Below are 26,993 nucleotides of genomic sequence, written 5' to 3' on the forward strand. Positions count from 1 at the left end.
CTTGCCGTAAGCCGAAAGCAGATCAAGCGTAGGACATGTCGAAGTGCCTAACCCAGATACCGCGCGACGATTGCCCGGTAGTTGCCATCCAGTGAATAGCCTCCGACGGCAATTTTGCCATCGGCCTGCACCGCCAGCGAGGTCGCGGTGTCCGGGCTGCGACTCAGACGGGTGCGGACCCAGCCGACGCCATTGCCAAAGCTGCAATCGAGCTGCCCACTGGGCAGATGCCGGGCCAGGATGAAATCGGCTTCGATGCCACCGATCGTAGCGCCAGCGGTCAAGATGCTGCCGTCGGCAAGGGGCTGGACGGCGGTCCACTGGCAACCGCTGTGGCCGATTTCCAGCAATTGCGGCTGGCCGCCGTTGCAATGAATGTCCGGGCGGCCATTACTGTGAATCTTCAGAGCCATGCACTGCATAGGGTCGCGAGTGCTGCCAAAACACTGCAAATCGCCGTTGTCCTGTTGGACGATCTGGCTGACCTGAGCGTGACGTCCCCGTGCCATGAAACTCATGAAGCCATCCACGGCGAAACTGTCGTCGAGGCAACCGTCGCTGTGGTAACGCGCGAGCAGGCCTTCTCCAGGGAAGTTGATCGAGCCGCCCACCAGAATTCGGCCATCAGGTTGAATCAGCAGGCTGCTGAGCCAGGTGTTCATCAGCAGGTGCCTGACCAGCACGAAGCCGCGGCCGTTGAAGGTGTCGTCCAGTGAACCATCGGTGTTGAGCCGTACCAGCAGGCCGACGTGGTCGGCCAGTTCGAAATGATGATTGGCGAGCACCAGGATTTTGCCATCTTGCTGCACACAAACATCACAGGCTTCGGCACCCGGCACGCCGGGAGGCAACCATGTGTCGCGCACGCCTTGGGAAAGATTGCCCGGCAAGCGCACGACACACCGTCCGTTGTCGCCAAAGGATCGAACCGGTTTACCCCTTTGATCGAACAGCGCGAGGGCGGGTAGTGTTCGGTGCGCATTCTCGTAATGCAGGCCGGCCAGCAGAATGTTGCCATCGGCAGAAAGCAGGACTTTGCCGGCCATGGCCTCGTAACCAGGTTCGAACTGGCTGATGACGCTGCCTTGTTGGCCGAAGGCCAAATCCGCCGAGCCATCCTCCAGCAGACGAGCAAGGCCAAAACGGCTGCCGCCAGGGGTGCCGACCTTCGCCGCTATCAGCAACCTGCCTGCGGAATCAATCGCAACGCCATTGGCCAGGCTTGAGGTACTCCCGGCGAAGTACACTTGGGTTTTGCCGGTGCCGGCAAAGGAGTTGTCGAGTTTCCCGGCGCAGTTCTGCGTTGCAGGTAAGGCAAAAGCTGTCTGGATTGACATGCACGCGTCTCCTTGCGAGTCGTCGTGATCCAGGAATGGGGTGGCGACTGGGAAAATATTCAACGCCTGAATGACCGGATGCACAACTGACAAAACTAACAGGCGGAGGGGCGCTTTGTGCCAGAACAGTGTCTTTTCGAACCACTGGAAAGCCGGCCAATTAATTGGCCTCAGGAAGTTCGACAATCGGCTGTCGCAAGTGTGTTGACGGACAAGGCCAGCAAACTAACGATTAAGGGGAGGCTGCGGATTACCCATGTAATCCGCAGAACTCTTTAGTGCGGCATCGACCACGATTGCAGCGTGTAACCTTCCTGGCTCAGCTCTTTACGGGCTTCTTCCAGAACATGTTCAAGTTGCGCAGGGTCGGTATAGGCACTGCTTGGAATCTGCTTGCGGCCAATGCGGGTATTGGTGCGATCTATGACGGTCAGGCTGAGTTCGCCATTACCGTCCTGCGGGGCCCAGGCCACACATTGAAAAGGCTGGAATGCGCGGTCGGCAATCAAAAGAGCTTCGTTGATACGGAGCGGGGCGGTCATGGGATTTTCTCTCTGTATGCCCAATCAAGTGATGTGCCGTCGGTTGGGCTTACCGTTCGGCTGGTTACTTGTACTGATGCCCGCAACCGGTGGGTGGGTCACATACAATTGAAAGAAATTTCAACTTTTCTTCATAGGTTCAGGGTAACGGCAGGCTCTGAAAGCTGAATGAAAGATTCGACTCGTTAGGTAACTTATAAAGTGAGTTCTTATAACTACTTACGCGACAGCCCTATAGTCAATCGGTACAAGCCAGCGTCAAATTATTGCTAATGTTACAGTCGGGTCTGCCAAACGACTGTTTTTAATAAAAATTCCTATAGTTTGGCGCCAAGGAACAGTCATGATCGAAGCGCCTGCTTTACGACGTCTGTTAGTGGTGGACCCTTGTGACGACTGCCACCGTCTGCTGCCGGGGTTGCGCTCTGTAGGTTGGGACGTTGATAGCTGTACGCTGGAAAATGCCGCCGACCGAACCTGCGACGTTGGTCTGTTGCGTCTGCAGCCGTTTCATCTGGAACACCCCGACGCCGTCAAAGAGCTGATCAGCCGCAGCGGCACGGAGTGGATCGCCGTGCTCAACCAGGAAGTCCTGCGCCTGCAAAATGTCGGGGACTTTGTTTGCGAATGGTTTTTCGATTTCCACACCCTGCCGTTCGATGTGTCCCGGGTTCAGGTAACGCTCGGCCGGGCATTCGGCATGGCGCGCTTGCGTGGCCAGGGCACGGTTCACATCGATCAGCCCGAACACGAATTGCTCGGCGACAGCAAGTCGATTCACGAGCTGCGCAAACTGCTGAGCAAGCTGGCGCCCACCGAGTCTCCGGTGTTGATTCGCGGCGAAAGCGGGACCGGCAAAGAGCTGGTCGCCCGCACGCTCCATCGACAATCCCAGCGGCACAGCAAACCCTTTGTCGCGATCAATTGCGGCGCGATTCCCGAACAATTGATCCAGTCCGAACTGTTTGGCCATGAGAAGGGTGCCTTCACCGGCGCCCATCAACGCAAGATCGGGCGGATCGAGGCCGCCAACGGCGGAACACTGTTTCTCGACGAAATCGGTGATCTGCCCCTGCCGCTGCAGGCGAACCTGTTGCGTTTCCTCCAGGAAAAGCACATCGAAAGGGTGGGCGGCAGTCAGCCGATTCCCGTGGATGTGCGGGTGTTGGCCGCGACCCATGTCGATCTTGAGGCAGAGATCGAGAAGAAACGCTTTCGCGAAGACTTGTATTATCGGCTGAACGTGCTGCAGGTCGCGACCGCGCCCTTGCGTGAGCGAAATGGTGATCTGTCGGTGCTGGCCAACCATTTTTCCCATTTCTACAGCCATGAAACCGGCCGCCGCCCACGCAGCTTCAGTGAAGACGCGTTGATCGCCATGGGCAAGCATGACTGGCCTGGCAATGTTCGCGAGCTGGCCAACCGGGTACGTCGTGGCCTGGTCCTGGCCGAGGGACGGCAGATTGAGGCCCGCGATCTGGGGCTGATCAGCCAGCAGACGATCGCTGTACCGATGGGCACCCTCGAAGACTACAAGACACGCGCCGAACGCCAGGCGTTATGCGATGTGTTGAATCGCCACAGTGACAACCTGAGTGTCGCCGCCCGAGTGCTGGGCGTGTCGCGGCCTACCTTTTACCGACTGCTGCACAAGCACCAGATCCGTTAGGGCGGGGCGAAACGAAAAGGCCCGCTGCGATGAACGTCGCAGCGGGCCTTTTCCATTCAGGTGAGCGATTAGAAGTAGTACGGGAATTTCAGGCTGAACGAAAAGTCTGGAGCGTCGTCGGTCAGGCCGATGGCCAGGTTGGGAACGATCGTCAGGTTATCGGTTGCCGCCAGAGTCATGCCAATGTTGAAGTTGGCTGCGTTGTAATCGCTGTTGGAAATCGATTGCCAGTCGCCACCGTCCGGCTTGATCTTGCTCTTGCGGGCGAACTGATCGGTGAACGAAAACGACATACTCATCTTCTCGTTCAACGCGAATGCAATGCCGGCGCCGACCTGCCAGGAGTCGCCCAGTTTCACGTCCCCTTTCACCTTGGATCCGACCTGAGGGCTGATGTCGCTGAAAGAGTCCTGGATGTTGTAGGTGTAGGCCAGGCTTCCGAACAGCACGGCCGGGTCGAAGCTCTTGACCAGCGAGAGACCCGGGGTGATCGACCAGACACCATTGCCGGTAGGCAAGTCCTCGGGCACCGCGAGGTTATCGTTGTTAGGGTCTTCGACCAGCTTGATGCCGTAAGGGTCATCACCGGTCGGTGCCTTGACGCGCAGTGTAAAGACCGCGTCGGGCAGATCGGCCGATTCATCCAGAAATTTGTACGCAACGCCAACGTTGACATCGCCGATGGTCGGGTCGCGGGTCACGGTTGCGTCCGACGTCACCGGTCCTGCGCCACCGGCGCCACCGGAGGAATAAGTTGACTCGCGATAAACCACGGGAACGTTAATGTCGAACTGCCAGCGTTGTGCCAGGTTGTAGCGGGCGGTCAGATCCAGTGTCCAGTTGTCGGCCTTGATGCGGTCGAGGTTGATATTGCCGAGGAAAATCGAGTCCAGTGCGAGAAAGCCATTGAGCGTCAGCGCACGGGTATCGTAATGCGTGTAGGTCAGGCCGGTTTCGACACTGAACTTGCCACCGCCGAAGAACCCGCTGGCTTCGTCGTACAGGTTCGAAACGCTTTGTGCCGGTTCCGACTCATCCTTGAGCGACTGCCCGTAAGAACTGCCCGTGGTTCCGGGAGCGCCTGCGGCCAACGCCTGGCCACCCTTGGGGGTTTCGCCGGGGGATCTCGTCAGACGTTTGGGAGCGGGTGTCGCCGGTGTTTCTTCAACTTGGCGAACGCGTTGCTCAAGTACCATCAGCGCGTTCTGTTGTGCTTCGTAACGCTGTTTCAACTCCATGAGTTCTTGTTTTAGTGCTTCGACCTGGGGGTCTGGTGCAGCGTACAGCAATGGTGCCGGAGCCAGACTACTCAGACAAACGAAAGCTCTGAACGTTAACGAACGGTGCATGGGTAAGTCATCCCTTCTGACTGCATCCTGATGAGCCTGAGCATAGATCAGAATCCGAGAGTGCGAAGACCTTTGAGCTGATCCAGGTTGCCGGTCAGCGCCCCCCCTGACGGAGTGTCACGCAGTACGACATTGAGGGATGTGACGTTGCGGACCTGGTTGCTGCCGCCGAGCAACGTCGTGTTTTGCATCAGCCCGCCCTGAGCCAGACGCTGTACGGTACTGCCCTGGTTGTTGTTGGCCACGATGTTGAGTTGCACACCGGTACCGGTCGAGGAAATGCTCAGCGAGCCCGCGCCATTGGCGCTGGTCATTGTCGAGCCTGCGGCCAATGCCTGGCCCTGCTGTTGCGATGCTGGCGCTTGGTTACCCTTTGTGACGTTGATATCAACATTGTTGTAAGCCGTGTTGTTGTCGCCCGCAGCACGCACGACTTGAGTGACGCCTCCGGTGCTGTTGAGGCCGCTGCCGCCAGTGACGGTACCGGTGCCTTGCGAATAAACCGAGCCATTACCTTTTTCGTCAATTATCGACACATAGAACTGTGGCTGGATAGTCGATTGTTGAATTTGCATCGAGGAAGTTGCGCCGATCACTTCACCGTTGGCATTTTGCCAAGTGCTGGTCATGGCGATGCCGAAACTGATGATCCGTCCCGGCATGACATAGCGGCCTCGCAGGGTCGCCAATTCGTGATCGTTCAGTTCAATGGGTTGGAACAACTGTGCGTGTGTCGGCAGGCTGGCGGTCAGGCAAACCACGGCAAGCCAGAATGGAGTCTTCATGGGATGCTCCCGGAGCGTCGTGCTCCATTGTTATTAGAAGAAGTCGCTTCGGATGAAACCGAAATCCAGCAACTCTGCGTCTTGCACCGGGCTGAAGGTGTTAATGCGGTTCTTGGCGGTCAGTGGCATGGGTGGGTCGAGCAATGCGTTGGTTTTGTCGTAGCCCTGGCCAATGACGGCAAAGATGATGCCGTTCCAGCCTTTGACAAAGTCGTCGATTTTGTAACGTTTATGACCGAGTACCGGATCTCCGATATAGACCCAGCCCTTATGGACTCTTTGCATGACCACAAAATGTTTGTAGCCACGGATATCCATGAGTACGACAACCGGAATCCTGATGTCGCTCAACGTTTCCGGCGCTACCCGGTAACCACGGGCCCGCATGCCGATACTTTCCACGTAACGCTTCATGTCGAGCATGGAGAAGCCTTGAACGCGGACAAGATCCTGATCGGAGTGTGCCAGCATGCCTTCGATGATCTGTTCTTCATTCACGTCCAGCCAATAGGCCTGGCGCAATATGGTCGCCAGCGCAGCCGCGCCGCAACTGAAGTCGGTTTTCTGTTGCACCAGATCGGAGAATTTGCGCTCGCGTATGCTCTGGATCGGCTTGTACACCACCGCGCCGCCCGGCAAGACGGAAAGCGGCAGTTGTGCAGCCTCGATCACGCTGGCCATGCAAAGCAAAAATGCCAAGGCGATAATGCGCATGGTGGGACGCCCTCTGGTCGTGTTGAAAAAGGCCCCCGTAAGGGGGCCTCCAGAGACAGCAGTTAGAACGACTGGTTGGAAATGGCCAGCGAGTTGCTTTGCTGGTTGCCCACACCGGCAGCCACGTTGACGCCGAGGTTGCCACTGCTGCCATTCACCGAACCACTCAGGGTTGCAGTGTTGGTTACAGGGTTTGCCCAGCCAGTTGGGGTCAGCACTTGATAAGAGTAGGTGTTACTCAACTCATATGAGCTGCTTTCACTGTAGCTTTTCGCTTTGTCATACGCAGATTCGGACGACTTGCTGCCCGATTTATCGTACGAGGACGCGGTCGATTTCTCGTACGAACTATCGAACGATTTTTCGAACGACGAATCGCGCGATTTATCGTATGAGGAGTCGTGCGAGTTGTCGTACGAGGAATCACGCGTTTTGTCGAACGAGGATTCGCGCGATTTGTCGAACGATTTGTCTACCGCTACGTCAAGCGTTGCGTCAAGCGATGCGTTAAGCGATGCCTCGGAACTACTGCTGCGGGTGCGATCGCCAAAGCCATTATTGTAGGTATTGGTACTGGAAGCCGCTGTCTCAGCGTCCAAAGTAGCGCCCAAGGAAGCAGTCAAAGAAGAACTTGAAGAACCGCTTGCACTGCTGCTGTTGGAACCGCTCGCAGAACTGCTGTTGGAACCGCTCGCAGCGCTGCTGTTGGAACCGCTCGCATTACTGCTGCTGGAACCGCTTACATCAACGCTCAAAGAACCGCTGGCTTCAGAGCTCTTGGAACCGGCCGCGGCCCAGCTCGAAGAAGCGCTTTGACTGCCGCTGGCTTCGAATGACTTATCTTTAGAGAAAGTACCGCTTTTGGTTGTGGTTAACGTCACCGTATCGAGACGGGACGTCCGATCGGAGTAGTTATTCACGACCAGGCCAGGGCCGCTTTGATCGGCAGAGGCGGTGGCTGTTGCGCTCCCGAGCGGGGCGTTGGCGTTGGCAATTGCCATGGTGTTTTTCTGTTGGTTAAGGTCGCCGCCAGCAATATTGATCCCCATATTGCCGCTGCCGGCATTGCCCGAGCCGCTCATCACGGCAGAGGTTGTGGTGCCGTAGTTGTTGACCTTGTTGTCGTTGCTGTATTGCCGGACGCTGGCAGTGGCGTTAGCAGTGCCGAACACGAAGCTGTTATCGAGACTGGAGTCTGAAGCAGCGTTCGCGATGGCGGCCGCGTTGTCTTGCTGGTTGCCGGAACCCGCCGCCACGTTGACGCCGACGTTGCCGCTGGCGCCTGTACCAGAACTGCTCATTTCAGCGTTGTTCTGAGTCCCTTGGTTGAGGATACGGTTGCCGGTGCTGTTCTGTTTGTCCCAGGCGTTGGCAGTCGCATACACAGGGATCTTTGTTGGAGGAGGAGGGGTGTGGTGACCGCCGTTGTGATGGCCATTATGGTGGCCATTGTCACGCCGATCGTTTTGCCCAGCTTGTACAGCTACAGCCATGACCGCAGCAATTGCGAAAACCAGAGGCTTGATTGCCATCGAAGGTTTCATGGTGATTCTCCGTACTTATTTTTAGGTTAAGTGTGGTTCCTACCTGTTTGGGTCAATCCACGACCCGTACGCTCAGAGTGTTGGCAGTTCGGTTTCCCACCCCGGCGCTCTGATTCAGCTGAATTACTCCACGGCTGCCGGTGAAAGCCTGGTCGCTGGTAGTGACCTGGCGAAAGCCTGGTGCAGAGTCAGTTGGATCGGAGTTGTTGATCAGCGCCACGTTCTGTTGCATGAGGACGCTGTCGTCGATACTTTGCGGCTGTGAACTGATGCTTATCCGCAGGGCATTGGCTTGCTGGTTGCTGGCGCCCGCGCTCTGGTTGACGCCCAGTACGCCGTTGCCGTGACTGAAGGAGTCGCCCTGGATGCTGGACCGGGCATCGATCCTGGGGTCGACCTGCGTACGCAACCGTTGGCGAATCTGAGTGGTCGCGCTGGCGTCATGGCCAATGGCGATGGCCCGAGCGTTAGCCTGTTGCTGCTGATCGCCCGCAGCCTGGTTGACCGAAAAGTTGCCCTGGTACTGCATGCCCGAACCGTCGATTTCGGCGTTATTGATGACGGGAGGTTGGGCAAAGGTCGATGCACTGCAAAACATGGCGATAATCAGCAGCGAACGATTCATCTTAACGGTCTCCCGTTATGATTTTCAGAGCACCCAGGCCTTGCTGGACGTTTGAATTGACCATGTTGGCAATACCGTTGCCCGAATTGCCCGAACGTCCAGCGGGGAGGTTGGAAAGCTGGGTCTGGTGAGTGATAGTGCCGCCCAAGGTATTGTTGCCTTGATCGACCAGGCGTGTGATGCCTGCACCACTGGCGACGTTGGCAAAGTCACCGTCGCTCAACTCGTTCGTTTGACCGAGAATATATTTGGACGGGTTGGCATTGACGGTCGTGGGATTAGGGTCGGGGACTACTGGTGGATTCGTTGCGTAGCGCGGTTGGACATCACGTTTGATAATAATGATGCCGTTGTCAGCCTGTACAGGCAGGCTGACGCTCGAGCCCAGCGCGCATCCGATCAGCAGGAAGCTGTAGATGCTTTGATAAAGTTTCCCCACGGCGTCAATTCCTTCTGTAAGTGGAACGCTGGGCTGATCAGCGTTTCAAGGAAGAGAGCAGAAGGTGTGCCGGGTTTTGTTTTTCTTTAAAAAACAGTTGGTTGGCTTTAATTGTCGGAGTGGTCAAAAAATTCTGTAACGCCACTGACACAGAGCCACGCAAAAATGCCGTCCGTGGGGGCGGCATTGCTCGTCAGGTGCGCTAAACGCAGGTTGTATCAGTGTCTTAACGTTTTCTTCAGGGAGTGCCCGGGCCGCTTTAGCTCGGGGTTTTCGCAGGCGTGGGTGTTTCAGGAATGGACATATGCTCCGGGACGGAGTAACCCCGTCAGGCCCTAAGTAAGTGCGTCACAGCCTCGAATGCCGAGTCCTTACGCTGTTTCCAATCACCTTGAACTACCTGCAAAGGCTGGTGGTGCAGGTCAAGCCATTGGCGGCTGGCATTGAAAAACGCCTGGCGTTCTGCCAGTTGCGGTTGGCAACGTTGCCCGTCGTCATGCCAGGCCACGGTTTCAGGGCTCAACAGCAAATGCAGGTCATAGTGCCGCGCCAGCAATGCTTGCTCGATCCACGTCGGGCAAGCGCCAAACAACGTACGACTCCAAAGGATATTACTTAAGAGGTGCGTATCGAGAATCAACAGTGACGGTTGTCGGGTGCGTCCTTCATCTTCCCAAGTCAACTGGCCTTGGGCTATGAATGTAATGTCTTCGTAGCAGGGTAGTCGGGCTTCTCTTTCTATGAAATGCCGAACGTACTCCCCGACCAATATGCCGCCAAATTTGGCGTGAATCTCGCTCGAAAGCCAACTTTTGCCACTGGATTCCGGCCCAGCCAGCACTAACACCTTCATGGGCACAGCAGCGGATCGCTGCGCCAAGTGCGCCAGCCTTGAATGGCCAGCAGGGTGAACAGGCCATACAGGGCAACAGTCAGGTACATCCCCTCGTATAGGAACAGGCCGACGAAAATACAGTCCAGGACAATCCACAGCGGCCAGCACTGTATGCGCTTTTGCGCCATCCATAGTTGCGCCACCAGGCTGAAACTCGTCAGCGACGCATCCAGCCAAGGGTGCGCGGCGTCGGTCCAATGAGCCATGGCCGCGCCCAGCATCAAACCGCCCACTGCACCGACGGCCAGGCCGATCGCCACGGATTGCTTGTCAAGATAACTGACCTGCCGGCCTTTGCGCGCGGCCCCCGCGCGCGTCCATTGCCACCAGCCATAGAGCTGCAACGCGGCGTAGATCACCTGCAACAACATGTTCGAATACAGCTTCACTTCAAAAAAGATCCAACTGTAAAGCGTTACCATGACCAGGCCGATCGGCCAGCACCAGGGATTCTGTTTGACCGTCAACCAGACGGCAGTGACACCGAGGGCAGCGGCAAACAGTTCAAGCCCGGACATGGAGGTTCCTTGGGGAAGACGAAGTAGGGGCCGATTGTACCGAGATTGTACTCATGAGGCTTCTGTGGCGAGCGAGCTTGCTCGCGCTGGGGCGCGTAGCGGCCCCAAAATCTTGCGGCTGCTTCGCACCCCAGCGCGAGCAAGCTCGCTCGCCACAGGGCTTTAGCGTTTCTTGTTACACCCGAAACTGCTTGAGCAACCCGCTCAACTGTTCGCTCAATTCCTTGAGCCGGACGCTGGCCACGCTCGACTGTTGCGCCGCCAGCGCCGTGCTGTGGGACAAACCAGCGGCCTGGGTGACGTTCTGGTTGATGTCCTCGACCACGTGGGTCTGTTGCAGGGTGGCACTGGCGATAGAGGCGTTCAGGCCGTTGAGGTTGCGCAGCGCCTGGCCAATGGCATTCAGGCTCGCGCCAGCGAGGCCGGCCTGTTCGATGGTCAGTTGGGACGCGCGACTGCTGTCGCCAATGACCTTGACCGCCGCTTCGGAGTGGCTCTGCAGGCGCTCGATCATCGACTGGATCTCGGCGGTGGACTTCTGGGTGCGCTGGGCCAACAGGCGAACCTCATCCGCCACGACGGCAAATCCGCGACCTTGCTCGCCGGCACGGGCGGCCTCGATGGCGGCGTTGAGGGCGAGCAGGTTGGTTTGCTCGGCGATGGAGCGGATCACTTCCAGTACGCTGCCGATCTGTGTGCTCTCGGTGGCCAGGGTGCGGATGACTTCCACGGCCTGATCAATGGTGCCAGACAACTTGTCGATCTGTTGCAGGCTGCTGTCGATGTTGACCTGGCCCTGCTGCGCCTGGGATTCGGCATCGCGCATTTCGCTCGCCGCCTGCTCGGCGTTCTTCGCGACATCCTGCACGCCGTACGTCACTTCATTGATGGCCGTAGCCACCAGCTCCATCTGCTGGGATTGCTGCTGACTGCGCTGCTGGGCCTGGGCGGCGTCGTTGCCCAGCTCGCTGGACGACTGGCCCAGAGCGCTGGCGGACACCTGCAATTGACCGATCACCAATCGCAGTTTGGCGGTAAAGGCATTGAAGTGGCGGGCGAGTTGCGTCACTTCATCCTGACCCTGGGTATCGAGGCTGCGTGTCAGGTCGCTTTCGCCGCTGGCAATGTTGGCCATGGCGTTCACGGTTTCCTGGAGTGGGCGCACAATGCTGCGGGCAATCATGATCACCAGCAGCGCCATGATGGAAGCAATCACTAGCCCGACGAGTGAAGCTTTCCAGACCTGGGCGACGAACTCCGCCTGCATGTCATCGATGTACACGCCCGAGCCGATCACCCAGCCCCAGGGTTCGAACAGTTTGACGTAAGAGGTTTTTTCAACCGGATCGCTGGCGCCCGGTTTCGGCCAGCGATAGTCGATCGGGCCGGCGCCTTTGGCTTTGGCGAGCGCGACCATTTCATTGAACACCGCAAACCCGTCCGGGTCGCGGATCGCCGAGAGGTTCTGGCCATCGAGTTTCGGGTTGGCCGGGTGCATGATCATCACCGGCGTCAGGTCGTTGATCCAGAAGTAGTCGTTCTGGTCATAGCGCAGGCCGCGAACGGCAGTCAGCGCCTGTTTCTGCGCGGCCTCGCGCGTGAGCGTGCCGGCCGTTTCCAGGTTGTGGTAATAGTTCAGAATGCCGCTGGCGGTCTGCACCACATGCTGGGTTTTCTGTGCCTTGGCGTGATAAAGGTCTTCGTGAATCTGCTTGAGCATCAACACGCCCAGCGTCAAAAGCATCAGGACGGCCACGATCAAGATGAGCCATAAGCGGCGGCTGATCGACATATTGCGCAAGCTGTTCATAACGCTGTCACTCCGGTTTCTTGTTCTTGTAAAAAATCATCGCCAGCATCCAACCACACTTTGCCGATCGGGCATATCCGACCCAAGTCCTATTACGTGGCAGCGTTAATCGGGCTTGTCTGATAGGATTTCGGCCCCGCGCGGAAAAACCTGAATCCAAGTTGAACGTTCACGGAATTTTTACGGTTTCGTCCGGATTCTGTGCGCGCGGCATCTCAGCTGCGCTGATCGTAGTCAACGAATTTGCATAAATATTAACGGGCATGCGGTGGCGCATCGCTTCTTGGGGGATTGATGGATCTTTGGACTGCCTTGCAGGCATTGATACTTGGGGTTGTAGAAGGGTTGACTGAGTTCCTGCCCATTTCCAGTACCGGACACCAGATCATCGTGGCCGACTTGCTCAATTTCGGTGGTGAACGGGCAATGGCATTCAACATCATTATCCAGCTCGGTGCGATACTGGCGGTGGTGTGGGAGTTTCGCTGCAAGATTTTCGACGTGGTCGTCGGCTTGCCGACGCAGCCCGGCGCTCGACGCTTTACTGCCAACCTGCTGATTGCCTTTCTGCCAGCGGTCGTTTTGGGGGTTATATTCGCCGACCTGATTCACCACTATTTGTTTAATCCGATCACCGTCGCCACGGCGCTGGTGGTGGGTGGCGTGGTGATGTTGTGGGCTGAACGTCGCCAGCATGAGGTGCATGCGTCAAGTGTTGACGAGATGACCTGGAAAGACGCGCTGAAAGTCGGCTTGGCCCAATGCCTGGCGATGATTCCGGGCACTTCACGTTCCGGCTCGACGATCATCGGCGGCTTGCTGTTCGGGCTGTCGCGCAAGACGGCCACCGAGTTTTCGTTTTTTCTGGCGATGCCAACCATGGTCGGTGCGGCGGTGTACTCGGGCTACAAATATCGCGACCTGTTCGTGCCGGCTGATTTTCCGGTGTTCGCGATCGGATTCGTCACTGCGTTCATCTTTGCGATGATTGCCGTTAGAGGCTTGCTCATATTCATTGCCAGCCACAGCTACGCGGCGTTTGCCTGGTACCGCATCGCGTTTGGTCTGGTGATTCTGGCCACGTGGCAGTTTGGCTGGATCGACTGGACCGCGGCCAAGGCATGAATGAGACCCGCGCACGCAACCCATCCGGACGCCAGTCTGCAGGGCAGTTCCAGAACCCACGACTGAAATCGCTGGTGTTTGCGGCCGTGTGCGCGCTGCCGCTGATGGGTTCGTTGTCGTTCTGGTTGCGAGGGGTTTCGCTGATTCCCTTGGCGGCTTACGGCATCGTCAGCGTGTTGTCGTTCTTCCTTTATTGGAGCGACAAGCGCAAGGCCCGCACCGATAGCTGGCGTACGCCCCACAACGTGTTGCATGCGGTGGAACTTGCCGGTGGCTGGCCGGGCGCCTTGCTGGCCCAGCAAGTGTTCCGGCACAAGACGCGCAAGGTGTCGTTTCAGCTGCTGTTCTGGATGATCGTGTTGTTGCACCAGGTTTTCTGGATCGATCAACTGTTTCTGGGTGCAAACCTGCTGGCACTGTTTTAAAGCAGCAATCCGATCTGCGTGCGCTTGGGCAGTTTGCTAACCACCAGTTGATGGGACCGTTGCAACAGGGCTTGCAGTTCTTCAGCGCCCAGCGGGTAGGGCGTTTGCATGATGATCCACTGGGCCCGCGCCAGATACGGCGCTGGATGAATGCCCGGACGGTCGCAATGGCCCAGAAACAGGTCCTTGTCGACCTTGAAGGCAAGGGATTCGCCCCGCAGGTTCTGCAGGGCGAACATCTTGTTCCCGGCAATCGAAAACACCCGCACGCCACCCCACTTGTAGTCTTCCCGCGCACCCGGCAGCGAAATGCAGAACTGTGCGACGTCCTCTTCGCTCATGCGTCCAGCCTTCATATCAGTCGGTCCCCACAGGCATTGAATGATTCGATCAAGTGGTCGAGCCAGGCGCGTACGGCCGGCATCACCCCGCGCCGGTGAGGGTAGACCGCTTGCAGCCAGCCGCCAGGCAATGACCAATCCTGCAGCAATTGCACCAGCGCGCCGCTTTCCAGTTCCTCTTCGCAGTACATCATCGGCAGCATGGTAAAGCCCTGGCCGGCGAGGGCGCAGGCTCTGCGCACGATGAAGTCGTCGATGCCCAGCCGGGCTTCGAGCGTGAGCTCATGACTTTTACCCTGTTGATCGAGCATGCGGATATGCACCATGCGGTCGGCTTCAAGTGCGCCGAGCACCGGCAAGTCCCTAAGGTCCTCGGGATGATTGATCTGCCGGCCATGGAGAAAGTCCGGACTGGCCACCATCAGCATCTGCGCCTGACGCAGGCGGCGGGTGACCAGCAACGGATCTTCATCACCCAATTCCCGCACTCGCAGAGCGACATCGACGCCCTCGGTCACTAGATCGACCCGGCGGTTGAGCAGCATCACTTCCAGTTGAACCTGCGGGTATTTTTCGAGAAATCTGCTGATCACCGTCGGCAATATTTCATGGGCCAGCCCGACGGGGGTGGACACCCGCAAGCGCCCGCGAGGCTCGCTGGACATGCTGGCCACGGCTTCATCGGCCATCTCGGCCTCCAGCAGCATGGCCTGGCAGTGGCGCAGATAGCGCTCACCCACAGCCGTCAGCTTCAGTTGCCGGGTGGTGCGTTGCAGCAGGCGCGCGCCCAGGCGTTCTTCCAGCTCGGCGATCCGGCGCGACAAACGCGACTTGGGAATGCCCAGCAAACGTCCCGCCGCTGCGAAACCGCCGGCTTCGACCACCTTGGCGAAGTAGTAGAGGTCGTTAAGGTCCTGCATCGTCATCACTCGATTGTTCTATCAGTGAGACGAACTATCGCATTGTTGCAGTCTAATCAGCCATTGGTTTCGTCTGTAGGATTGATTCCATCAGATCGCCCCGTGGCGATCCTCACCTGGAGATCCCACATGAAATTGCTGCATATCGATTCGAGCATTCTTGGTGACAACTCGGCTTCCCGTCAGCTGAGCAGTGAAGTCGTCAACGCCTGGCAAACCGCCGAGCCGAGCGCCGTGGTGACTTACCGCGACCTGGCCAGCGATGCCATCAGCCATTTCTCCGCCACGACTCTGGTCGCCGCCGGCACCACCGCTGAACTGCGCAACGCCGCCCAGCAGCACGAAGCCGAGTTGAGCGCCTCGACGCTGGCCGAATTCCTCGCCGCCGATGCCGTCGTTATTGCAGCACCCATGTACAACTTCACCATCCCGACCCAACTCAAGGCCTGGATCGACCGCATCGCCGTGGCCGGTCAGACCTTTCGCTACACCGAAGCCGGCCCTGAAGGCCTGTGCGGTGGCAAGAAAGTCGTGATTGTGTCGACTTCCGGTGGTGTGCATACCGGTCAGGCCACTGGTGTCGCGCATGAAGAGTATTTGAAGTTGCTGTTCGGCTTCATCGGTATCACGGACATCGAATTCGTCCGCGCGCAAGGCCTGGCGTACGGTGACGAAGTCCGTACCAAAGCCATGAGCGATGCCCGCACGCAGATCAGCGAGCAACTGTTCGCCGCCGCGTAAGGCTCGCGTAAAGATATAAAGCCGCCCAGGCAACACCCAAAAAACTCTGTATTCTGATCACGCAAGTGCCAGATGCGGAGTTTTTTGTTTCTGGCTGTTTCTTTTTCTGGCCCGGGTTATGCAGTAGAGGGTTACCGTTTCCGCTCAAGTAACAAGGTGGGCATGCCATGGTGCGTCTTTGTGCAACGTTACTGATTTGCCTGCTCAGCAGCCTGAATTCAGTGCACGCCGCGCCTGCGCCACATTCTCACTGGAGCGTTGGCTTCCATGAGCTGAGTTTCCTTGATCCGCTGGACCTGCAGCCGATGCGTGCCATCGCGTTCTACCCCTCCAGCGACCGGGAACACACCAGCAAACTTGAGGGTTACACCGTCGAAGCGGGCGAAGACACCCACGTCGCCATCGGTCGATACCCGATGCTGATGCTGTCCCACGGCAACACCGGCACCCCGCTGGCCCTGCACGACCTTGCCACATCGCTGGCGCGAAAAGGTTTCGTGGTGGTGGCGGTGATTCATCCCGGTGACAACTCCAAAGATCACAGCCGCCTCGGCACCCTGAGCAACCTGTACGGTCGGCCGATCCAGATTTCCGAAGCCATTACCGCGACCTTGGGCGACCGCATGCTCGCGCCATTCGTCAATGCCGATCAGGTCGGTGTGATCGGTTATTCGGCGGGCGGGGAGACGGCGCTGATTCTGTCCGGCGCGACGCCGGATCTGGATCGTCTGCGCCGCTACTGCCAGGAGCGTCCGGACGATCGCGATGCCTGCAACACCCAAGGCGAGCTGATCGTCGACCGTGATGACCTGCGGCCGGTGGCGGATCCTCGGGTTCACGCGCTGCTGCTGATGGCGCCGCTGAGCCTGAAGTTCGGCCGTCATACCCTGGCCGACGTGCATGTACCGGTGCTGCTATACAGCGGCGACGGCGACAAATTGGTGGCCTTCGACAAAAACGCGGCGGCGCTGGCGCGCAAACTGCCGATCGCGCCCGACTTCAAGTTATTGGCCGGGGCAGGGCACTTCGTGTTCATGGCGCCGTGCAATGAAGAACAGATCGCGGCCATGCCGGCGTTGTGCACGGATGCCGATGGTGTCGACCGCGAAGACATTCACCGCAACATGATTTCCGAAGCCGGGCGGTTTTTCTCGCGCGCCTTGGGCAAGCCGACTCGCGCAGGCATGCAAACCGCGGATCAGTAAGAGCAACCCTCTAGGTGTCAGGCCATTGCGCGGCGTTTCAGTAAGAGGGTCAGGGCCAACCCTGTCACCGACAACAACGCCGCACTGAAGAAAATCCACGAATACCCCAGATTCAACGCCACCGCGCCCATCAACGGCCCGGCAATCGCCAGCGCCAGATCAAAAAAAACCGCATAAGCACTCAACCCCGCACCGCGACTGGAATTGGGCACCTGTTTGATCGCCTCCACGCCCAGGGCCGGGTACACCAGCGACAAACCGAAACCGGCCAAGCCCGCGCCAATCAAAGCGTAACCGGTCGAAGGCGCGAGCCACAGCAACACCAACCCGACCGTTTCAATGCTCATGCAGGCAATCGCCGAGGAGAAGCCGCCGAAACGGCTGATGCTCGAAATGAACAGCAGTCGCGCCAGGATGAAGCAGACACCGAACACCGTCAGACAGTACGCGGCACCGTCCCAGCCACGGTTTACGTAGTACAGGGTGATAAAGGTGGTGAGCGTGCCGTAGCCGATCGATGCCAGACTCAAGCTCGCGCCGAACGGCGCAATACGCCCGAATACCGCCCAGAATGGCAGGCGTTCACCCCGCACCACCGGCACCGAAGGTTTGTTGCGGATCAGCACCAACGCCAATGCGGCGAGCGCCGACAGCGCGATCCCGAGGCTGACAAAGCCATACTCAGCGACCATCACCACGCCCAGCGGCGCGCCAATGGCGATGGCGCCGTAGGACGCGATACCGTTCCAGGAGATCGAGCGCGCGGTGTGCTCGGCGCCCACCTGGCCCATGCACCAACTGATGGTGCCGACGCCGATCAGGCCCTGTGCGATCCCCAGCAACAGGCGCCCGGCAATCAGAATCAGCAGGCTTGTCAGCGGAAAGCTTTGCAGCAGCGTGGAAATCAACGTCAGCACGCCACTCAACACGATCCCCGACAACCCGTAGACAATGGCTCGCTTGGTGCCGATATTGTCCGACATGCGCCCGGCCATCGGGCGACTGAGCAGGGTGGCCAGGTATTGAGAGCCAATGGTCAGCCCCGCCACGACCGCGCTGAAACCGAGCTGCTCGTGGACATAACCCGGCAACACCGCAATCGGCAGGCCGATGCAGAGGAAGGCAATAAAGGTATAGAAAACGATGGAGACGATCTGCAGGGTGATGGCCATGGAGCTTTGCGGTGGCAATTGCTGCGCAGACATGAGGGCTCATTCGCGGGCGGCGGTGGGAGAGCTGCATCATGGCGCGGGTGTGAAATAAAGGAAAGCAGGCTAACTATATTCGTTGAACCTGAGGGCCTCTTCGCGGGCAAGCCTCGCTCCCGCAGGGGAACGCATTTCAAATGTGGGAGCGAGCTTGCTCGCGAAGGTCTCTGGACCAAAACCTTCGTTAGCTCTGTACACAAAAAGCCCCGTCACAAGGACAGGGCTTTTAACTTGAAGCATGCAGCTTAAGGCTCGTGGCTGCGTTTAGAACACAACACCCTGGCTACGCAGGTAATCATCATAAGTACCGCTGAAGTCGATCACGCCACTGGCGCTCAACTCGATGATGCGGGTGGCCAGGGACGATACGAATTCACGGTCGTGGCTGACGAAGATCAGCGTGCCCGGGTAGTTCTCAAGCGCCAGGTTCAACGCTTCGATGGATTCCATGTCCAGGTGGTTGGTCGGTTCGTCCATGATCAGCACGTTCGGCTTTTGCAGGATCAGCTTGCCGAACAGCATGCGACCTTGCTCACCACCGGAGATGACCTTGACCGACTTCAGAATCTCGTCGTTGGAGAACAGCATGCGGCCGAGGGTGCCACGAACCAGTTGCTCGCCGCCCTGGGTCCACTGGCCCATCCAGTCGAACAGGTTGCAGTCGTCTTCGAAATCGTGGGCGTGGTCTTGGGCGTAGTAGCCCAGTTCCGCGGCGTCGGTCCACTTCACGGTGCCGGCATCCGGAGTCAGTTCGTTGACCAGGGTGCGCAGCAGGGTGGTTTTACCGATACCGTTCGGGCCGATGATCGCCACGCGCTCGCCAGCTTCAACCTGGAAGCTGAAGTCTTTGAACAGTGTCTTGCCGTCGAAGCCTTTGGCCATGCGCTCGACGATGACCGCCTGACGGTGCAGCTTCTTGGTTTGTTCGAAACGGATGAACGGGCTCACACGGCTCGAAGGCTTGACTTCGGCCAGTTGAATCTTGTCGATCGCCTTCGCGCGGGAGGTCGCTTGCTTGGCTTTCGAGGCGTTGGCCGAGAAGCGGCTGACGAACGATTGCAGTTCGGAAATCTGAGCCTTCTTCTTGGCGTTGTCCGACAGCAGTTGCTCGCGGGACTGGGTCGCCACGGTCATGTACTCGTCGTAGTTGCCCGGGAACAGGCGCAGCTCGCCGTAATCCAGGTCAGCCATGTGGGTGCACACGCTGTTCAGGAAGTGGCGGTCGTGAGAGATGATGATCATCAGGCTGGAGCGCTGGGTGAGCACGTTTTCCAGCCAGCGGATGGTGTTGATGTCCAGGTGGTTGGTCGGTTCGTCGAGCAACAGCACTTCAGGATCGGAGAACAGCGCCTGAGCCAGCAACACGCGCAGTTTCCAGCCAGGGGAAACTTCGCTCATCGGGCCGAAGTGCTGCTCGATGCCGATACCCAGGCCCAGCAACAGCTCGCCGGCGCGGGATTCGGCGGTGTAGCCGTCCATTTCGGCGAACTCGGTTTCCAGCTCGGCCACGGCCATGCCGTCTTCTTCGGTCATTTCCGGCAGCGAGTAGATACGGTCGCGCTCGGCTTTGACCTTCCACAGCTCTTCGTGACCCATGATGACGGTGTCGATCACGGTGAATTCTTCGTAGGCGAACTGGTCCTGGCGCAATTTACCCAGACGCACATTCGGTTCGAGCATGACCTGGCCGCCGGACGGCTCGAGGTCGCCACCGAGGATTTTCATGAAGGTCGATTTGCCGCAGCCGTTGGCGCCGATCAGGCCGTAGCGGTTACCCGCGCCGAATTTGACCGAAACGTTTTCGAATAGTGGCTTGGCGCCGAACTGCATCGTGATGTTAGCTGTAGAGATCAAAGGTTTTTCCTGCGAAGCATTCAGAGTAGCTAGGGTTGCGGCAGTACCGATTCAGTACCCGTTTCCGTTTTTCGAACCACAGGAAATGCATCCCGGTCAGAAGCGGAAGGTCCATCTGGCAATAAGTGGACAGCAGCATATGGAGCGCTTGGCCCGAGTCGAAGTGCGCTGAGACGGGGTTCATTCCCGTCATCAACCAAGGGGGGCGCGTAATGTTTGGCGGCGATTGTACTGTTCTGGCTCTTTAAACGATAGGGTGTTGAGCCCACACGGGCGCTTTGGCGGCTCAGCGGACAGATTTTCACATTTGTAAGCTAACTATTTGTTACAAGTCGTGGCTAAACTGCCATCTTTCAGACTGATGCCGACAGGCACGGACGCATTTGTTCACTTTTGACGTGTGACGATTTCCGTGAAACTCATCATTGCCGCTATTTATGTTGTTTCGATTGCGTACGTGCATCTGCGTGGCCGCGTGCGCCACAAGCTGGGCCGCCAATTGAGTGATCACTCGTCCTTTCTGGCGCCGATCAATTGCTTCCTTTACCTGTTCTCGAAAATTCCCAACAAGCCTTACCTCGACCCGGCAGACTTCCCCGACCTGAGCCCGTTGCAGACCCATTGGCAAGAAATCCGCGAGGAAGGGCGCAACCTGCTCCAGGCGGGAGAGATCAAGCGCTCGAACCAGTACGATGATGTCGGTTTCAACTCGTTCTTCAAGACCGGCTGGAAACGCTTCTATCTGAAGTGGTATGGCGATAGTCATCCTTCAGCGACGAAACTCTGCCCGCGCACCACTGAACTGGTGCAGAGCATCGGTTCGATCAAAGCCGCGATGTTTGCCGAATTGCCGCCAGGTTCCAAACTGGTGCGTCATCGCGATCCTTACGCCGGCTCCTACCGTTATCACCTGGGCCTGGAAACGCCGAACGACGCCGGCTGCTACATCAACGTCGATGGCGAGAACTATCACTGGCGCGACGGTGAAGCGGTGATGTTCGATGAAACCTTCATTCATTACGCTGAAAACACGACTGATCAAAACCGCATCATTCTGTTCTGCGACATCGAGCGGCCGATGAAGTATCGCTGGGCCGCGGCTTTCAACGGCTGGTTCAGCCGTAACGTGATGTCGGCGGCGGGCGCGCCCAATGATGTGGGGGACAAGACCGGCGGCATCAATCGCCTGTTCGCCAGAATCTACAAGATTCGCCTGCACGGAAAAGCGTTGAAGCAGCGCAACCGCAAACTGTATTACCTGGAAAAGTGGGCGCTTTTCGGTGGGTTGCTGGCGATAGTTGTTTTGATCTGATTGTTGCGTTGCGGCTCATGATGCCTTCGCGAGTAAGCCCGCTCCCACATTGATCCGCGTCGATCGGAAAACCAATGTGGGAGCGAGCTTGCTCGCGATGGGGTCGCCACTTTCACTGCATACTTGATGGATATACCCCTATCCATCAACCACTCGAACGCTTGCTCGCTTTTTTCGCCGGTGCCGGTTTCTCCGCCGCCTTAGGTTTCGTCGCCGATTTCCCACCCGCCTTGCCCCCCAAACTGCGTTTAAGCAACTCAGTCAAATCAATAACATCCGCGGTCTTACGCTCTTCCTCGCCTGTCGCCGTTTCCACATCCTCAATCTTCCCTTCATTAGCCTTCTTCTCAACCAACGCCATGATCTTGTCTTCGAAACTGTCGCGGTAATCGTCCGGGCTCCAGTCGCCGCTCATGTCCTGCACCAGCCGCTTGGCCATTTCCAGTTCACCTTTGGCCAGTTCCGGTTTGGTGACCTCAGCGCCCAATTCGAGCGTGTCGAGGCTGCGCACTTCCGCTGGCCAGCGCAGCATCACCAACACCATCGCCGACTCTAGTGGCATCAGCGCCGCCAAGTGCTGACGGGTATGCAAGACAACGTGGGCGAGGGCCACCTTGTTGGTTTTGCTCAATGTTTCACGCAACAGCGCATACACCTTGCCGCCGCGTTTATCCGGTGCCAGGTAGTAGGGCGTGTCGATGTTCTGCAAAGGGATTTGATCGCTGTCGACAAAGGAAAAAATGTCGATGGTTTGCGTGGACAGCGGGTGCGCCGATTTGATTTCCTCCTCGCTGAGCACCACGTAGCGACCTTTTTCGTGCTGCACACCCTTAACGATGTGCTCCTTGGTCACTTCCTTGCCGGTGACCTTGTTGACGCGCTTGTAACCCACCGGATCCATGCTGCGGCTGTCGAGCCAGTCGAAGTCCACTCCCTGGGAAGACGTCGCCGAGACCAGCGCCACAGGGATATGCACCAGCCCGAAACTGATTGCGCCTTTCCAGATTGCCCGTGCCATCGTCGTCTACTCCCAAGTGATGATCAGGTGACCCGTGGCCCGGCGCAAAAGTTTCAGCGGTGTTTGGCCCAGCCCTGCCGGTGGATCAACTTCGTGTTACATCTTGCCGGGGAGGTTTTGGTTAACAAATCCGAATCCGGGGCGTAGCGTGCTATCGAAGGCTGTATTGACGTAGAGAGGCTGCCCCATGAACCGATTAGTGCCTGGCATCATTGCGATGGTTTTGACTGGCGTGATGAGCAACCTGGCCCACGCCGAACCCGCATCACCAACATCTCCGATGCTGCTGGCCCAAAGCCCGACGGGCAGCACCAGCAACCCTTACAACAGCCCGATTCGCCGGGCCAACCCGAACAGCATGCAGGGCACACAACCCAGCGCTCCGGTCATTCGGGGGCCGAACACTGTGCCCGTTCCGCGACCGCCGACGCTCGACAATGGCGGCATCGGCAACCGCTATCCCCAGGACCGAACAGCGCCCGCCAGCCCACCGAAATTCATCCCCAATCCGCCCCATCGTGACGCGGACACCAGCAACCGTTGAACGGCTGGATACCCATTCTGCCGGCCATTCAGACGACAAAAGGACGCGTGCATGTTGCGTAAAACCCTACTGGCCATCGTTTGTGCCAGTGCACTCATCACCGCACCCGTTTTTGCGGCGCCCGTACAAGAACTAAAAAGCGAGCAGGGCACCCTTGAGGTCACGACGATCGCCAAGGGTCTCGACCATCCGTGGGCTTTGGCGTTTCTGCCTGACAGGCAAGGCATGCTGGTGACTGAAAGGCCCGGCAACCTGCGGGTGGTCAGCGCCGATGGCAAACTGTCGGCGCCGGTGAGTGGCGTACCGCAGGTGTGGGCCAAGGGGCAGGGCGGTTTGCTGGACGTGGTGTTGTCGCCCGACTTCAAACTGGACCGTACGGTGTATCTTTCATATGCCGAAGGTGGAGGCGCGGGCAACAAGGCCGGCACGGCGGTTGGTCGCGGGCAGCTGTCAGACGACCTGACCGCCATCAATAATTTCAAAGTGATCTTTCGTCAGGAACCCAAGCTTTCAGCGGGCAATCACTTTGGCTCGCGCCTGGTATTCGACCGCGACGGCTATCTGTTCATCACCCTCGGTGAGAACAACGACCGGGAAACGGCTCAGGATCTGGACAAGCTGCAAGGCAAGGTCGTGCGGATCTACCCGGACGGCAAGGTGCCCGACGACAATCCCTTTGTCGGCCAGTCCGGCGTACGTCCGGAAATCTGGACCTACGGCCAGCGCAACCCGCAGGGTGCTGCGCTCAACCCCTGGACCGGCGTTCTCTGGGAAAACGAGCACGGCCCGCTGGGTGGTGATGAGATCAACATCATCGCGCGTGGCAAGAACTATGGCTGGCCACTGGCAACCCACGGCATCAACTATTCAGGCCTGGCGATACCGGAAGCCAAAGGCAAGAAAGCCGAAGGCACCGTCGCGCCGCACCATGTCTGGGAAAAATCCCCGGGCCTGAGCGGCATGGCGTTCTATGATGCGGACCGCTTCAAACCGTGGCAGCACAACGTGTTCATCGGTGCGCTGGTGACTCAGGAGTTGATTCGCTTGCAGTTCAATGGCGACAAGGTTGTCCACGAAGAGCGCTTGATGGGCGAGCTGAACAAACGCATTCGCGATGTGAGGCAGGGGCCGGACGGGTATTTGTATGTGCTCACCGATGAGGATGATGGGACCCTGTACAAGGTTGGCCTGAAATAATCGGTGCCTTTGTGGCGAGGGAGCTTGCTCCCGCTGGGCTGCGAAGCAGACGCCTGCAAGGGGGGGGCGCTTCGCACCCCGGCGGGAGCAAGCTCCCTCGCCACAGGTTACTCCCGCCCATACAAAATCACCGCCGCTCTTAACTTGCCCCGCCCGAAACTGCACATCTTCTCGAACTCCCCATGGCTGACCGGCAGATGCTGGCAATCCATGGGCTGACGATGCTGGCTGTGATCGACATCCGGGTCGTGCAGGTAGACAAACTCTTCATCGCAATCGGTGACGACCACCCAGTGCGGCGATTTGGAACGGGTCAGCCGATAACTGCTGATCAGCACCAGCGGCTGCCCGCAATCGGCCAGTAACCGTGGCAGGTCCAGCGGTCCGCCGAGTACCTGTTCGACGTCCGTAGCGTTCAACTGGGCCGCGAACTCCTCGTGCACCAAACGCATGACGTCTTTTTTATGCTCATCGCGCACGCCATCGAGAAACAACGGCCCGGCCATGCTGACTTGCAGTCGCACGCGAAACCCGCGCCGCGTTGCCGCCAGCGCCAGGCCTTGAGGGCTGCATCCGCCGTGGCCAGAGGTCATGAACACGGTGGTCGCCTCTCGCCAGATCTGCAGTTCTTCGCGGCGTTCCAGTACTCGATCGGCGTGCAAGGCGCCCATGGCCATCAACAGGCAAGCCGGGCCGCAGGTGAACTCGGTGGTCTGCGCATACCAGGGGACCTTGATGCTGCGGGCATCGCGATGCTGAAGGATGCGTTTCTCCAGGCGCAGCGCATCCGCGTGGTCCTGGTAATAATCGTGAATCAGTGCGAAGCGCCGATAACCGTTGCGCTCATACAGGGCAATCGCCGCGGGGTTGTCGATGCGCACTTCCAGCCGCAGGTACGCGCAGTCATGCTCAAGGGCGCAGGCCTCGATGCGTTCCAGCAATTGCTTGCCCAACCCGCTGCCGCGAGCCTGCTCGGCGATGGCAATCGAGTACAGCCGCGCCAGCGACGTGCCCCGGTGAAACAGCACCACGGCGTAACCCACCAATTGCCCGTCTCGTTCAGCCACTAGCAGCTGTCCGTGTGCCCGATTGATCATCCATTGAAAACTGCGACTGTTGAGCCGGTCCGTGGTGAAGCATTGTTGTTCGAGTGCAAGCAACGCGGGTAAGTCTTCAACTACCGCCAAGCGAAAGACAGGATTCATATGACCGCCGTAAAAGTTGCGTAACGAAACGGGACTTTCGAAAAAGTTCGTGCTTAATAGGAAAGGTCTTGTTCTCCAACGGATCAATCACTATGTCAGCGGTACAGGGTCATTGGCGCGAAGTATCCGAGCAAACTTTGCCGGCGGCAACTTATTTAAATGACACGGTTAAAACTTCCAGCCAGTTGATTATCATCGTCGAACGCAAGGAGGACTGGGCCTCCTACTTTCCCAGCGAAGACATCGTCACGGCTCAGGAATACCTTGAACAGACCCGCGACAACGAGCAGGGCAAACGCGTCCAGGTGATCAACCTGTGCCGCAGCTACAAGTATCTGGGGCACGGTTATTACTGCTCGCTGCTGGCCGAGGCGCGGGGGCACAAGGTCATACCGTCGGTGCGGACCATCAGCGAACTGACCAAGAAATCCCTGTACGGCCTGGCTCTGGACGATCTGGAAAAACCGCTGGAAAAAGCCCTGAGTAATCATCTTTACAGCGATACCGAAGGCTTCACGCTGACACTCTACTTTGGCAGAACCAATATCGAACCGTTGCAGGATCTGGCGCGGCAGTTATTTGAAGTTTTTCCATGTCCGATATTGTTGGTTGAATTTCGTCGAACTAATGGCTGGCACATTGAAGGCGTCAAATCGGGTGCGTTGCACAAGTTGCGCGAAGATCAGGAAGATCAGTTTGCCAACTCGCTGGACAGCTTCAGTCGCAAGATCTGGCGCGTGCCACGTTCGCGCCGTCTGGCCCGATATGACTTGGCCATTCTGCACGACCCACAGGAAGCATTGCCGCCTTCCAACCCCAAGGCTCTGGACAACTTCATACGCGTCGGCAAAACATTGGGCATCGATGTTGAGCTGATCGAACGCAAGGACTACTCGCGCATCGCCGAATACGACGGCCTGCTGATCCGTGAGACGACAAGCGTCGACAATCACACCTACCGCTTTGCCAAGAAAGCCGAGAGCGAAGGGCTGGTGGTGATGGATGACCCGGCGTCGATCCTGCGCTGCACCAACAAGGTCTACCTGACCGACCTGCTCAAAAGCCATCAATTGGGCATGCCCGCCACCGAAATTCTCTACAAGGAGCGACCGGAAGATTTCGAACGGGTCGGTGAGCGTCTGGGTTTCCCGCTGGTGCTAAAGATCCCCGACGGCTGTTTCTCCCGTGGCGTGATCAAGGTCGAAAGCCAGCAAGCCTTGCTTGAAGCCACCGCCGAACTGTTCGAACACTCGGTGCTGTTACTGGCTCAGGAATTCTTCTACACCGAGTACGACTGGCGCATCGGCGTGCTCAACCGCAAACCGATTTTTGCCTGCCAATACTTCATGTCCAAGGGCCACTGGCAGATCTACAACCACAAGGCCAAAGGTCAGGACATTAACGGCGAATGCCGCACTATGGCAGTCCATGAAGCGCCCCGCGCAGTCGTGGAGCTGGCGGTGAAAACCGCCAACCTCATCGGCGACGGCCTCTACGGCGTCGACCTCAAGCAGTCCGGTGACAAAGTGGTGGTGATCGAAGTCAACGACAACCCGAACATGGACGCCGGCATCGAAGACGCCTACTTGCAGGACGATTTGTACTCGCTGGTGCTGGAAGAGTTCGTCCGCCGACTGGAACTCAAGCGTCGCGGCCAGGCCTGGTGAGCGG

Annotated in this window: 26 protein-coding genes; 9 read left to right on the forward strand and 17 right to left on the reverse strand. The window is 58.1% G+C overall.

Features of this window, described 5'->3' with window-relative positions:
• Nucleotides 1-47: 47 nt before the first annotated feature.
• Nucleotides 48-1,337, reverse strand: a complete 1,290-nt coding sequence (locus tag ACYZT9_RS12375) for an NHL repeat-containing protein (protein WP_462010028.1) — start codon at nt 1,335-1,337, stop codon at nt 48-50.
• 275 nt (nt 1,338-1,612) lie between these two features.
• Entirely contained in the window at nt 1,613-1,879 is a 267-nt protein-coding gene (locus ACYZT9_RS12380) for a hypothetical protein (protein ID WP_462010029.1), read from the reverse strand.
• A gap of 343 nt (nt 1,880-2,222) precedes the next feature.
• Here ACYZT9_RS12380 and ACYZT9_RS12385 point away from each other — a divergent pair, with 343 nt between their 5' ends.
• On the forward strand, nt 2,223-3,548 hold the full coding sequence (locus tag ACYZT9_RS12385; protein WP_462010030.1) for a sigma-54 dependent transcriptional regulator: 1,326 nt from the start codon (nt 2,223-2,225) through the stop codon (nt 3,546-3,548).
• Nucleotides 3,549-3,616: 68 nt separating this feature from the next.
• Here the strand turns inward: ACYZT9_RS12385 and ACYZT9_RS12390 are convergent, their stop codons facing one another.
• The 9 genes from ACYZT9_RS12390 to ACYZT9_RS12430 form a co-directional block, all read right to left on the reverse strand.
• The gene (locus tag ACYZT9_RS12390; protein WP_462010031.1) at nt 3,617-4,897 is read right to left on the reverse strand and encodes a hypothetical protein; all 1,281 of its coding nucleotides are present in this window, start codon (nt 4,895-4,897) and stop codon (nt 3,617-3,619) included.
• 47 nt (nt 4,898-4,944) lie between these two features.
• Nucleotides 4,945-5,682, reverse strand: a complete 738-nt coding sequence (locus ACYZT9_RS12395; protein WP_462010032.1) for a hypothetical protein — start codon at nt 5,680-5,682, stop codon at nt 4,945-4,947.
• 33 nt (nt 5,683-5,715) lie between these two features.
• Complete coding sequence (locus tag ACYZT9_RS12400; protein WP_462010033.1) at nt 5,716-6,396, reverse strand: C39 family peptidase; 681 nt, start codon at nt 6,394-6,396, stop codon at nt 5,716-5,718.
• Between the two features lie 62 nt (nt 6,397-6,458).
• Nucleotides 6,459-7,940 carry an autotransporter outer membrane beta-barrel domain-containing protein gene (locus tag ACYZT9_RS12405; protein WP_462010034.1) on the reverse strand — a complete coding sequence of 494 codons (1,482 nt, stop codon included), beginning with the start codon at nt 7,938-7,940 and terminating at the stop codon, nt 6,459-6,461.
• Between the two features lie 52 nt (nt 7,941-7,992).
• A complete protein-coding gene (locus tag ACYZT9_RS12410; RefSeq protein WP_462010035.1) occupies nt 7,993-8,565 on the reverse strand; it encodes an adhesin in 573 nt (190 codons plus the stop codon).
• Nucleotide 8,566: 1 nt separating this feature from the next.
• Nucleotides 8,567-9,004: a hypothetical protein gene (locus tag ACYZT9_RS12415; RefSeq protein ID WP_462010036.1), complete on the reverse strand. Its 438-nt coding sequence runs from the start codon at nt 9,002-9,004 to the stop codon at nt 8,567-8,569.
• 328 nt (nt 9,005-9,332) lie between these two features.
• Nucleotides 9,333-9,857, reverse strand: coding sequence for an AAA family ATPase (locus ACYZT9_RS12420; protein ID WP_462010212.1), 525 nt, complete (start codon nt 9,855-9,857; stop codon nt 9,333-9,335).
• Entirely contained in the window at nt 9,854-10,417 is a 564-nt protein-coding gene (pnuC, locus tag ACYZT9_RS12425; RefSeq protein WP_462010037.1) for a nicotinamide riboside transporter PnuC, read from the reverse strand. Before pnuC ends, ACYZT9_RS12420 begins: the two co-directional genes overlap by 4 nt.
• Nucleotides 10,418-10,592: 175 nt before the next feature.
• Entirely contained in the window at nt 10,593-12,227 is a 1,635-nt protein-coding gene (locus ACYZT9_RS12430; RefSeq protein WP_462010038.1) for a methyl-accepting chemotaxis protein, read from the reverse strand.
• A 294-nt stretch (nt 12,228-12,521) separates the two neighbouring features.
• Here ACYZT9_RS12430 and ACYZT9_RS12435 point away from each other — a divergent pair, with 294 nt between their 5' ends.
• Together ACYZT9_RS12435 and ACYZT9_RS12440 are read left to right on the forward strand one after the other, a co-directional pair.
• On the forward strand, nt 12,522-13,352 hold the full coding sequence (locus tag ACYZT9_RS12435; protein WP_462010039.1) for an undecaprenyl-diphosphate phosphatase: 831 nt from the start codon (nt 12,522-12,524) through the stop codon (nt 13,350-13,352).
• Nucleotides 13,349-13,777: a DUF1294 domain-containing protein gene (locus tag ACYZT9_RS12440; RefSeq protein ID WP_462010040.1), complete on the forward strand. Its 429-nt coding sequence runs from the start codon at nt 13,349-13,351 to the stop codon at nt 13,775-13,777. The genes ACYZT9_RS12435 and ACYZT9_RS12440 overlap by 4 nt, the downstream gene beginning before the upstream one ends.
• Here the strand turns inward: ACYZT9_RS12440 and ACYZT9_RS12445 are convergent.
• Nucleotides 13,774-14,133: an MmcQ/YjbR family DNA-binding protein gene (locus ACYZT9_RS12445; protein WP_462010041.1), complete on the reverse strand. Its 360-nt coding sequence runs from the start codon at nt 14,131-14,133 to the stop codon at nt 13,774-13,776. The genes ACYZT9_RS12440 and ACYZT9_RS12445 overlap by 4 nt on opposite strands.
• Entirely contained in the window at nt 14,130-15,038 is a 909-nt protein-coding gene (locus ACYZT9_RS12450) for a LysR substrate-binding domain-containing protein (protein WP_462010042.1), read from the reverse strand. Before ACYZT9_RS12450 ends, ACYZT9_RS12445 begins: the two co-directional genes overlap by 4 nt.
• Nucleotides 15,039-15,167: 129 nt before the next feature.
• Between ACYZT9_RS12450 and ACYZT9_RS12455 the strand changes: the two genes are divergently transcribed.
• Both ACYZT9_RS12455 and ACYZT9_RS12460 read left to right on the forward strand, forming a co-directional pair.
• On the forward strand, nt 15,168-15,779 hold the full coding sequence (locus tag ACYZT9_RS12455; protein ID WP_462010043.1) for an FMN-dependent NADH-azoreductase: 612 nt from the start codon (nt 15,168-15,170) through the stop codon (nt 15,777-15,779).
• A 167-nt stretch (nt 15,780-15,946) separates the two neighbouring features.
• Nucleotides 15,947-16,984, forward strand: a complete 1,038-nt coding sequence (locus tag ACYZT9_RS12460) for an alpha/beta hydrolase family protein (RefSeq protein WP_462010044.1) — start codon at nt 15,947-15,949, stop codon at nt 16,982-16,984.
• Between the two features lie 17 nt (nt 16,985-17,001).
• Here ACYZT9_RS12460 and ACYZT9_RS12465 read toward each other — a convergent pair whose 3' ends face one another.
• Together ACYZT9_RS12465 and ACYZT9_RS12470 are read right to left on the reverse strand one after the other, a co-directional pair.
• On the reverse strand, nt 17,002-18,189 hold the full coding sequence (locus tag ACYZT9_RS12465; protein ID WP_462010045.1) for an MFS transporter: 1,188 nt from the start codon (nt 18,187-18,189) through the stop codon (nt 17,002-17,004).
• Nucleotides 18,190-18,456: 267 nt separating this feature from the next.
• The gene (locus tag ACYZT9_RS12470) at nt 18,457-20,046 is read right to left on the reverse strand and encodes an ABC-F family ATPase (protein WP_462010046.1); all 1,590 of its coding nucleotides are present in this window, start codon (nt 20,044-20,046) and stop codon (nt 18,457-18,459) included.
• A gap of 412 nt (nt 20,047-20,458) precedes the next feature.
• Here ACYZT9_RS12470 and lpxO point away from each other — a divergent pair, with 412 nt between their 5' ends.
• Nucleotides 20,459-21,358, forward strand: a complete 900-nt coding sequence (lpxO, locus tag ACYZT9_RS12475; RefSeq protein ID WP_462010047.1) for a lipid A hydroxylase LpxO — start codon at nt 20,459-20,461, stop codon at nt 21,356-21,358.
• Nucleotides 21,359-21,503: 145 nt separating this feature from the next.
• Here lpxO and ku read toward each other — a convergent pair whose 3' ends face one another.
• Nucleotides 21,504-22,376 carry a non-homologous end joining protein Ku gene (gene ku / locus ACYZT9_RS12480; protein ID WP_462010048.1) on the reverse strand — a complete coding sequence of 291 codons (873 nt, stop codon included), beginning with the start codon at nt 22,374-22,376 and terminating at the stop codon, nt 21,504-21,506.
• Nucleotides 22,377-22,563: 187 nt separating this feature from the next.
• On the opposite strand from ku, the gene ACYZT9_RS12485 reads away from it, so the two are divergent.
• A complete protein-coding gene (locus ACYZT9_RS12485) occupies nt 22,564-22,920 on the forward strand; it encodes a hypothetical protein (RefSeq protein WP_462010049.1) in 357 nt (118 codons plus the stop codon).
• Nucleotides 22,921-22,971: 51 nt separating this feature from the next.
• Nucleotides 22,972-24,117 carry a PQQ-dependent sugar dehydrogenase gene (locus ACYZT9_RS12490; RefSeq protein WP_462010050.1) on the forward strand — a complete coding sequence of 382 codons (1,146 nt, stop codon included), beginning with the start codon at nt 22,972-22,974 and terminating at the stop codon, nt 24,115-24,117.
• Nucleotides 24,118-24,224: 107 nt separating this feature from the next.
• On the opposite strand, the gene rimI is transcribed toward ACYZT9_RS12490, so the two are convergent.
• Entirely contained in the window at nt 24,225-25,322 is a 1,098-nt protein-coding gene (gene rimI / locus ACYZT9_RS12495) for a ribosomal protein S18-alanine N-acetyltransferase (protein WP_462010051.1), read from the reverse strand.
• 92 nt (nt 25,323-25,414) lie between these two features.
• Here rimI and ACYZT9_RS12500 point away from each other — a divergent pair, with 92 nt between their 5' ends.
• Nucleotides 25,415-26,989: a RimK family protein gene (locus ACYZT9_RS12500; RefSeq protein ID WP_462010052.1), complete on the forward strand. Its 1,575-nt coding sequence runs from the start codon at nt 25,415-25,417 to the stop codon at nt 26,987-26,989.
• Nucleotides 26,990-26,993: the final 4 nt, after the last annotated feature.

The organism is Pseudomonas sp. ZT5P21 (genome assembly GCF_054897785.1).

Bases quoted from the DNA above. Each gene is read 5' to 3' on its own strand.
- ACYZT9_RS12390 (WP_462010031.1), bottom strand. From the start codon at position 4,897: ATGCACCGTTCGTTAACGTTCAGAGCTTTCGTTTGTCTGAGTAGTCTG.
- ACYZT9_RS12400 (WP_462010033.1), bottom strand. From the start codon at position 6,396: ATGCGCATTATCGCCTTGGCATTTTTGCTTTGCATGGCCAGCGTGATC.
- ACYZT9_RS12465 (WP_462010045.1), bottom strand. From the start codon at position 18,189: ATGTCTGCGCAGCAATTGCCACCGCAAAGCTCCATGGCCATCACCCTG.
- ACYZT9_RS12380 (WP_462010029.1), bottom strand. From the start codon at position 1,879: ATGACCGCCCCGCTCCGTATCAACGAAGCTCTTTTGATTGCCGACCGC.
- ACYZT9_RS12455 (WP_462010043.1), top strand. From the start codon at position 15,168: ATGAAATTGCTGCATATCGATTCGAGCATTCTTGGTGACAACTCGGCT.
- ACYZT9_RS12395 (WP_462010032.1), bottom strand. From the start codon at position 5,682: ATGAAGACTCCATTCTGGCTTGCCGTGGTTTGCCTGACCGCCAGCCTG.
- ACYZT9_RS12485 (WP_462010049.1), top strand. From the start codon at position 22,564: ATGAACCGATTAGTGCCTGGCATCATTGCGATGGTTTTGACTGGCGTG.
- pnuC (WP_462010037.1), bottom strand. From the start codon at position 10,417: ATGTCCGGGCTTGAACTGTTTGCCGCTGCCCTCGGTGTCACTGCCGTC.
- ACYZT9_RS12375 (WP_462010028.1), bottom strand. From the start codon at position 1,337: ATGTCAATCCAGACAGCTTTTGCCTTACCTGCAACGCAGAACTGCGCC.
- ACYZT9_RS12405 (WP_462010034.1), bottom strand. From the start codon at position 7,940: ATGAAACCTTCGATGGCAATCAAGCCTCTGGTTTTCGCAATTGCTGCG.
- ACYZT9_RS12420 (WP_462010212.1), bottom strand. From the start codon at position 9,857: ATGAAGGTGTTAGTGCTGGCTGGGCCGGAATCCAGTGGCAAAAGTTGG.
- ACYZT9_RS12460 (WP_462010044.1), top strand. From the start codon at position 15,947: ATGGTGCGTCTTTGTGCAACGTTACTGATTTGCCTGCTCAGCAGCCTG.
- ACYZT9_RS12435 (WP_462010039.1), top strand. From the start codon at position 12,522: ATGGATCTTTGGACTGCCTTGCAGGCATTGATACTTGGGGTTGTAGAA.
- ACYZT9_RS12430 (WP_462010038.1), bottom strand. From the start codon at position 12,227: ATGAACAGCTTGCGCAATATGTCGATCAGCCGCCGCTTATGGCTCATC.
- ACYZT9_RS12500 (WP_462010052.1), top strand. From the start codon at position 25,415: ATGTCAGCGGTACAGGGTCATTGGCGCGAAGTATCCGAGCAAACTTTG.
- ACYZT9_RS12490 (WP_462010050.1), top strand. From the start codon at position 22,972: ATGTTGCGTAAAACCCTACTGGCCATCGTTTGTGCCAGTGCACTCATC.
- ACYZT9_RS12440 (WP_462010040.1), top strand. From the start codon at position 13,349: ATGAATGAGACCCGCGCACGCAACCCATCCGGACGCCAGTCTGCAGGG.
- ACYZT9_RS12450 (WP_462010042.1), bottom strand. From the start codon at position 15,038: ATGCAGGACCTTAACGACCTCTACTACTTCGCCAAGGTGGTCGAAGCC.
- ACYZT9_RS12445 (WP_462010041.1), bottom strand. From the start codon at position 14,133: ATGAAGGCTGGACGCATGAGCGAAGAGGACGTCGCACAGTTCTGCATT.
- ACYZT9_RS12385 (WP_462010030.1), top strand. From the start codon at position 2,223: ATGATCGAAGCGCCTGCTTTACGACGTCTGTTAGTGGTGGACCCTTGT.
- ACYZT9_RS12410 (WP_462010035.1), bottom strand. From the start codon at position 8,565: ATGAATCGTTCGCTGCTGATTATCGCCATGTTTTGCAGTGCATCGACC.
- ku (WP_462010048.1), bottom strand. From the start codon at position 22,376: ATGGCACGGGCAATCTGGAAAGGCGCAATCAGTTTCGGGCTGGTGCAT.
- rimI (WP_462010051.1), bottom strand. From the start codon at position 25,322: ATGAATCCTGTCTTTCGCTTGGCGGTAGTTGAAGACTTACCCGCGTTG.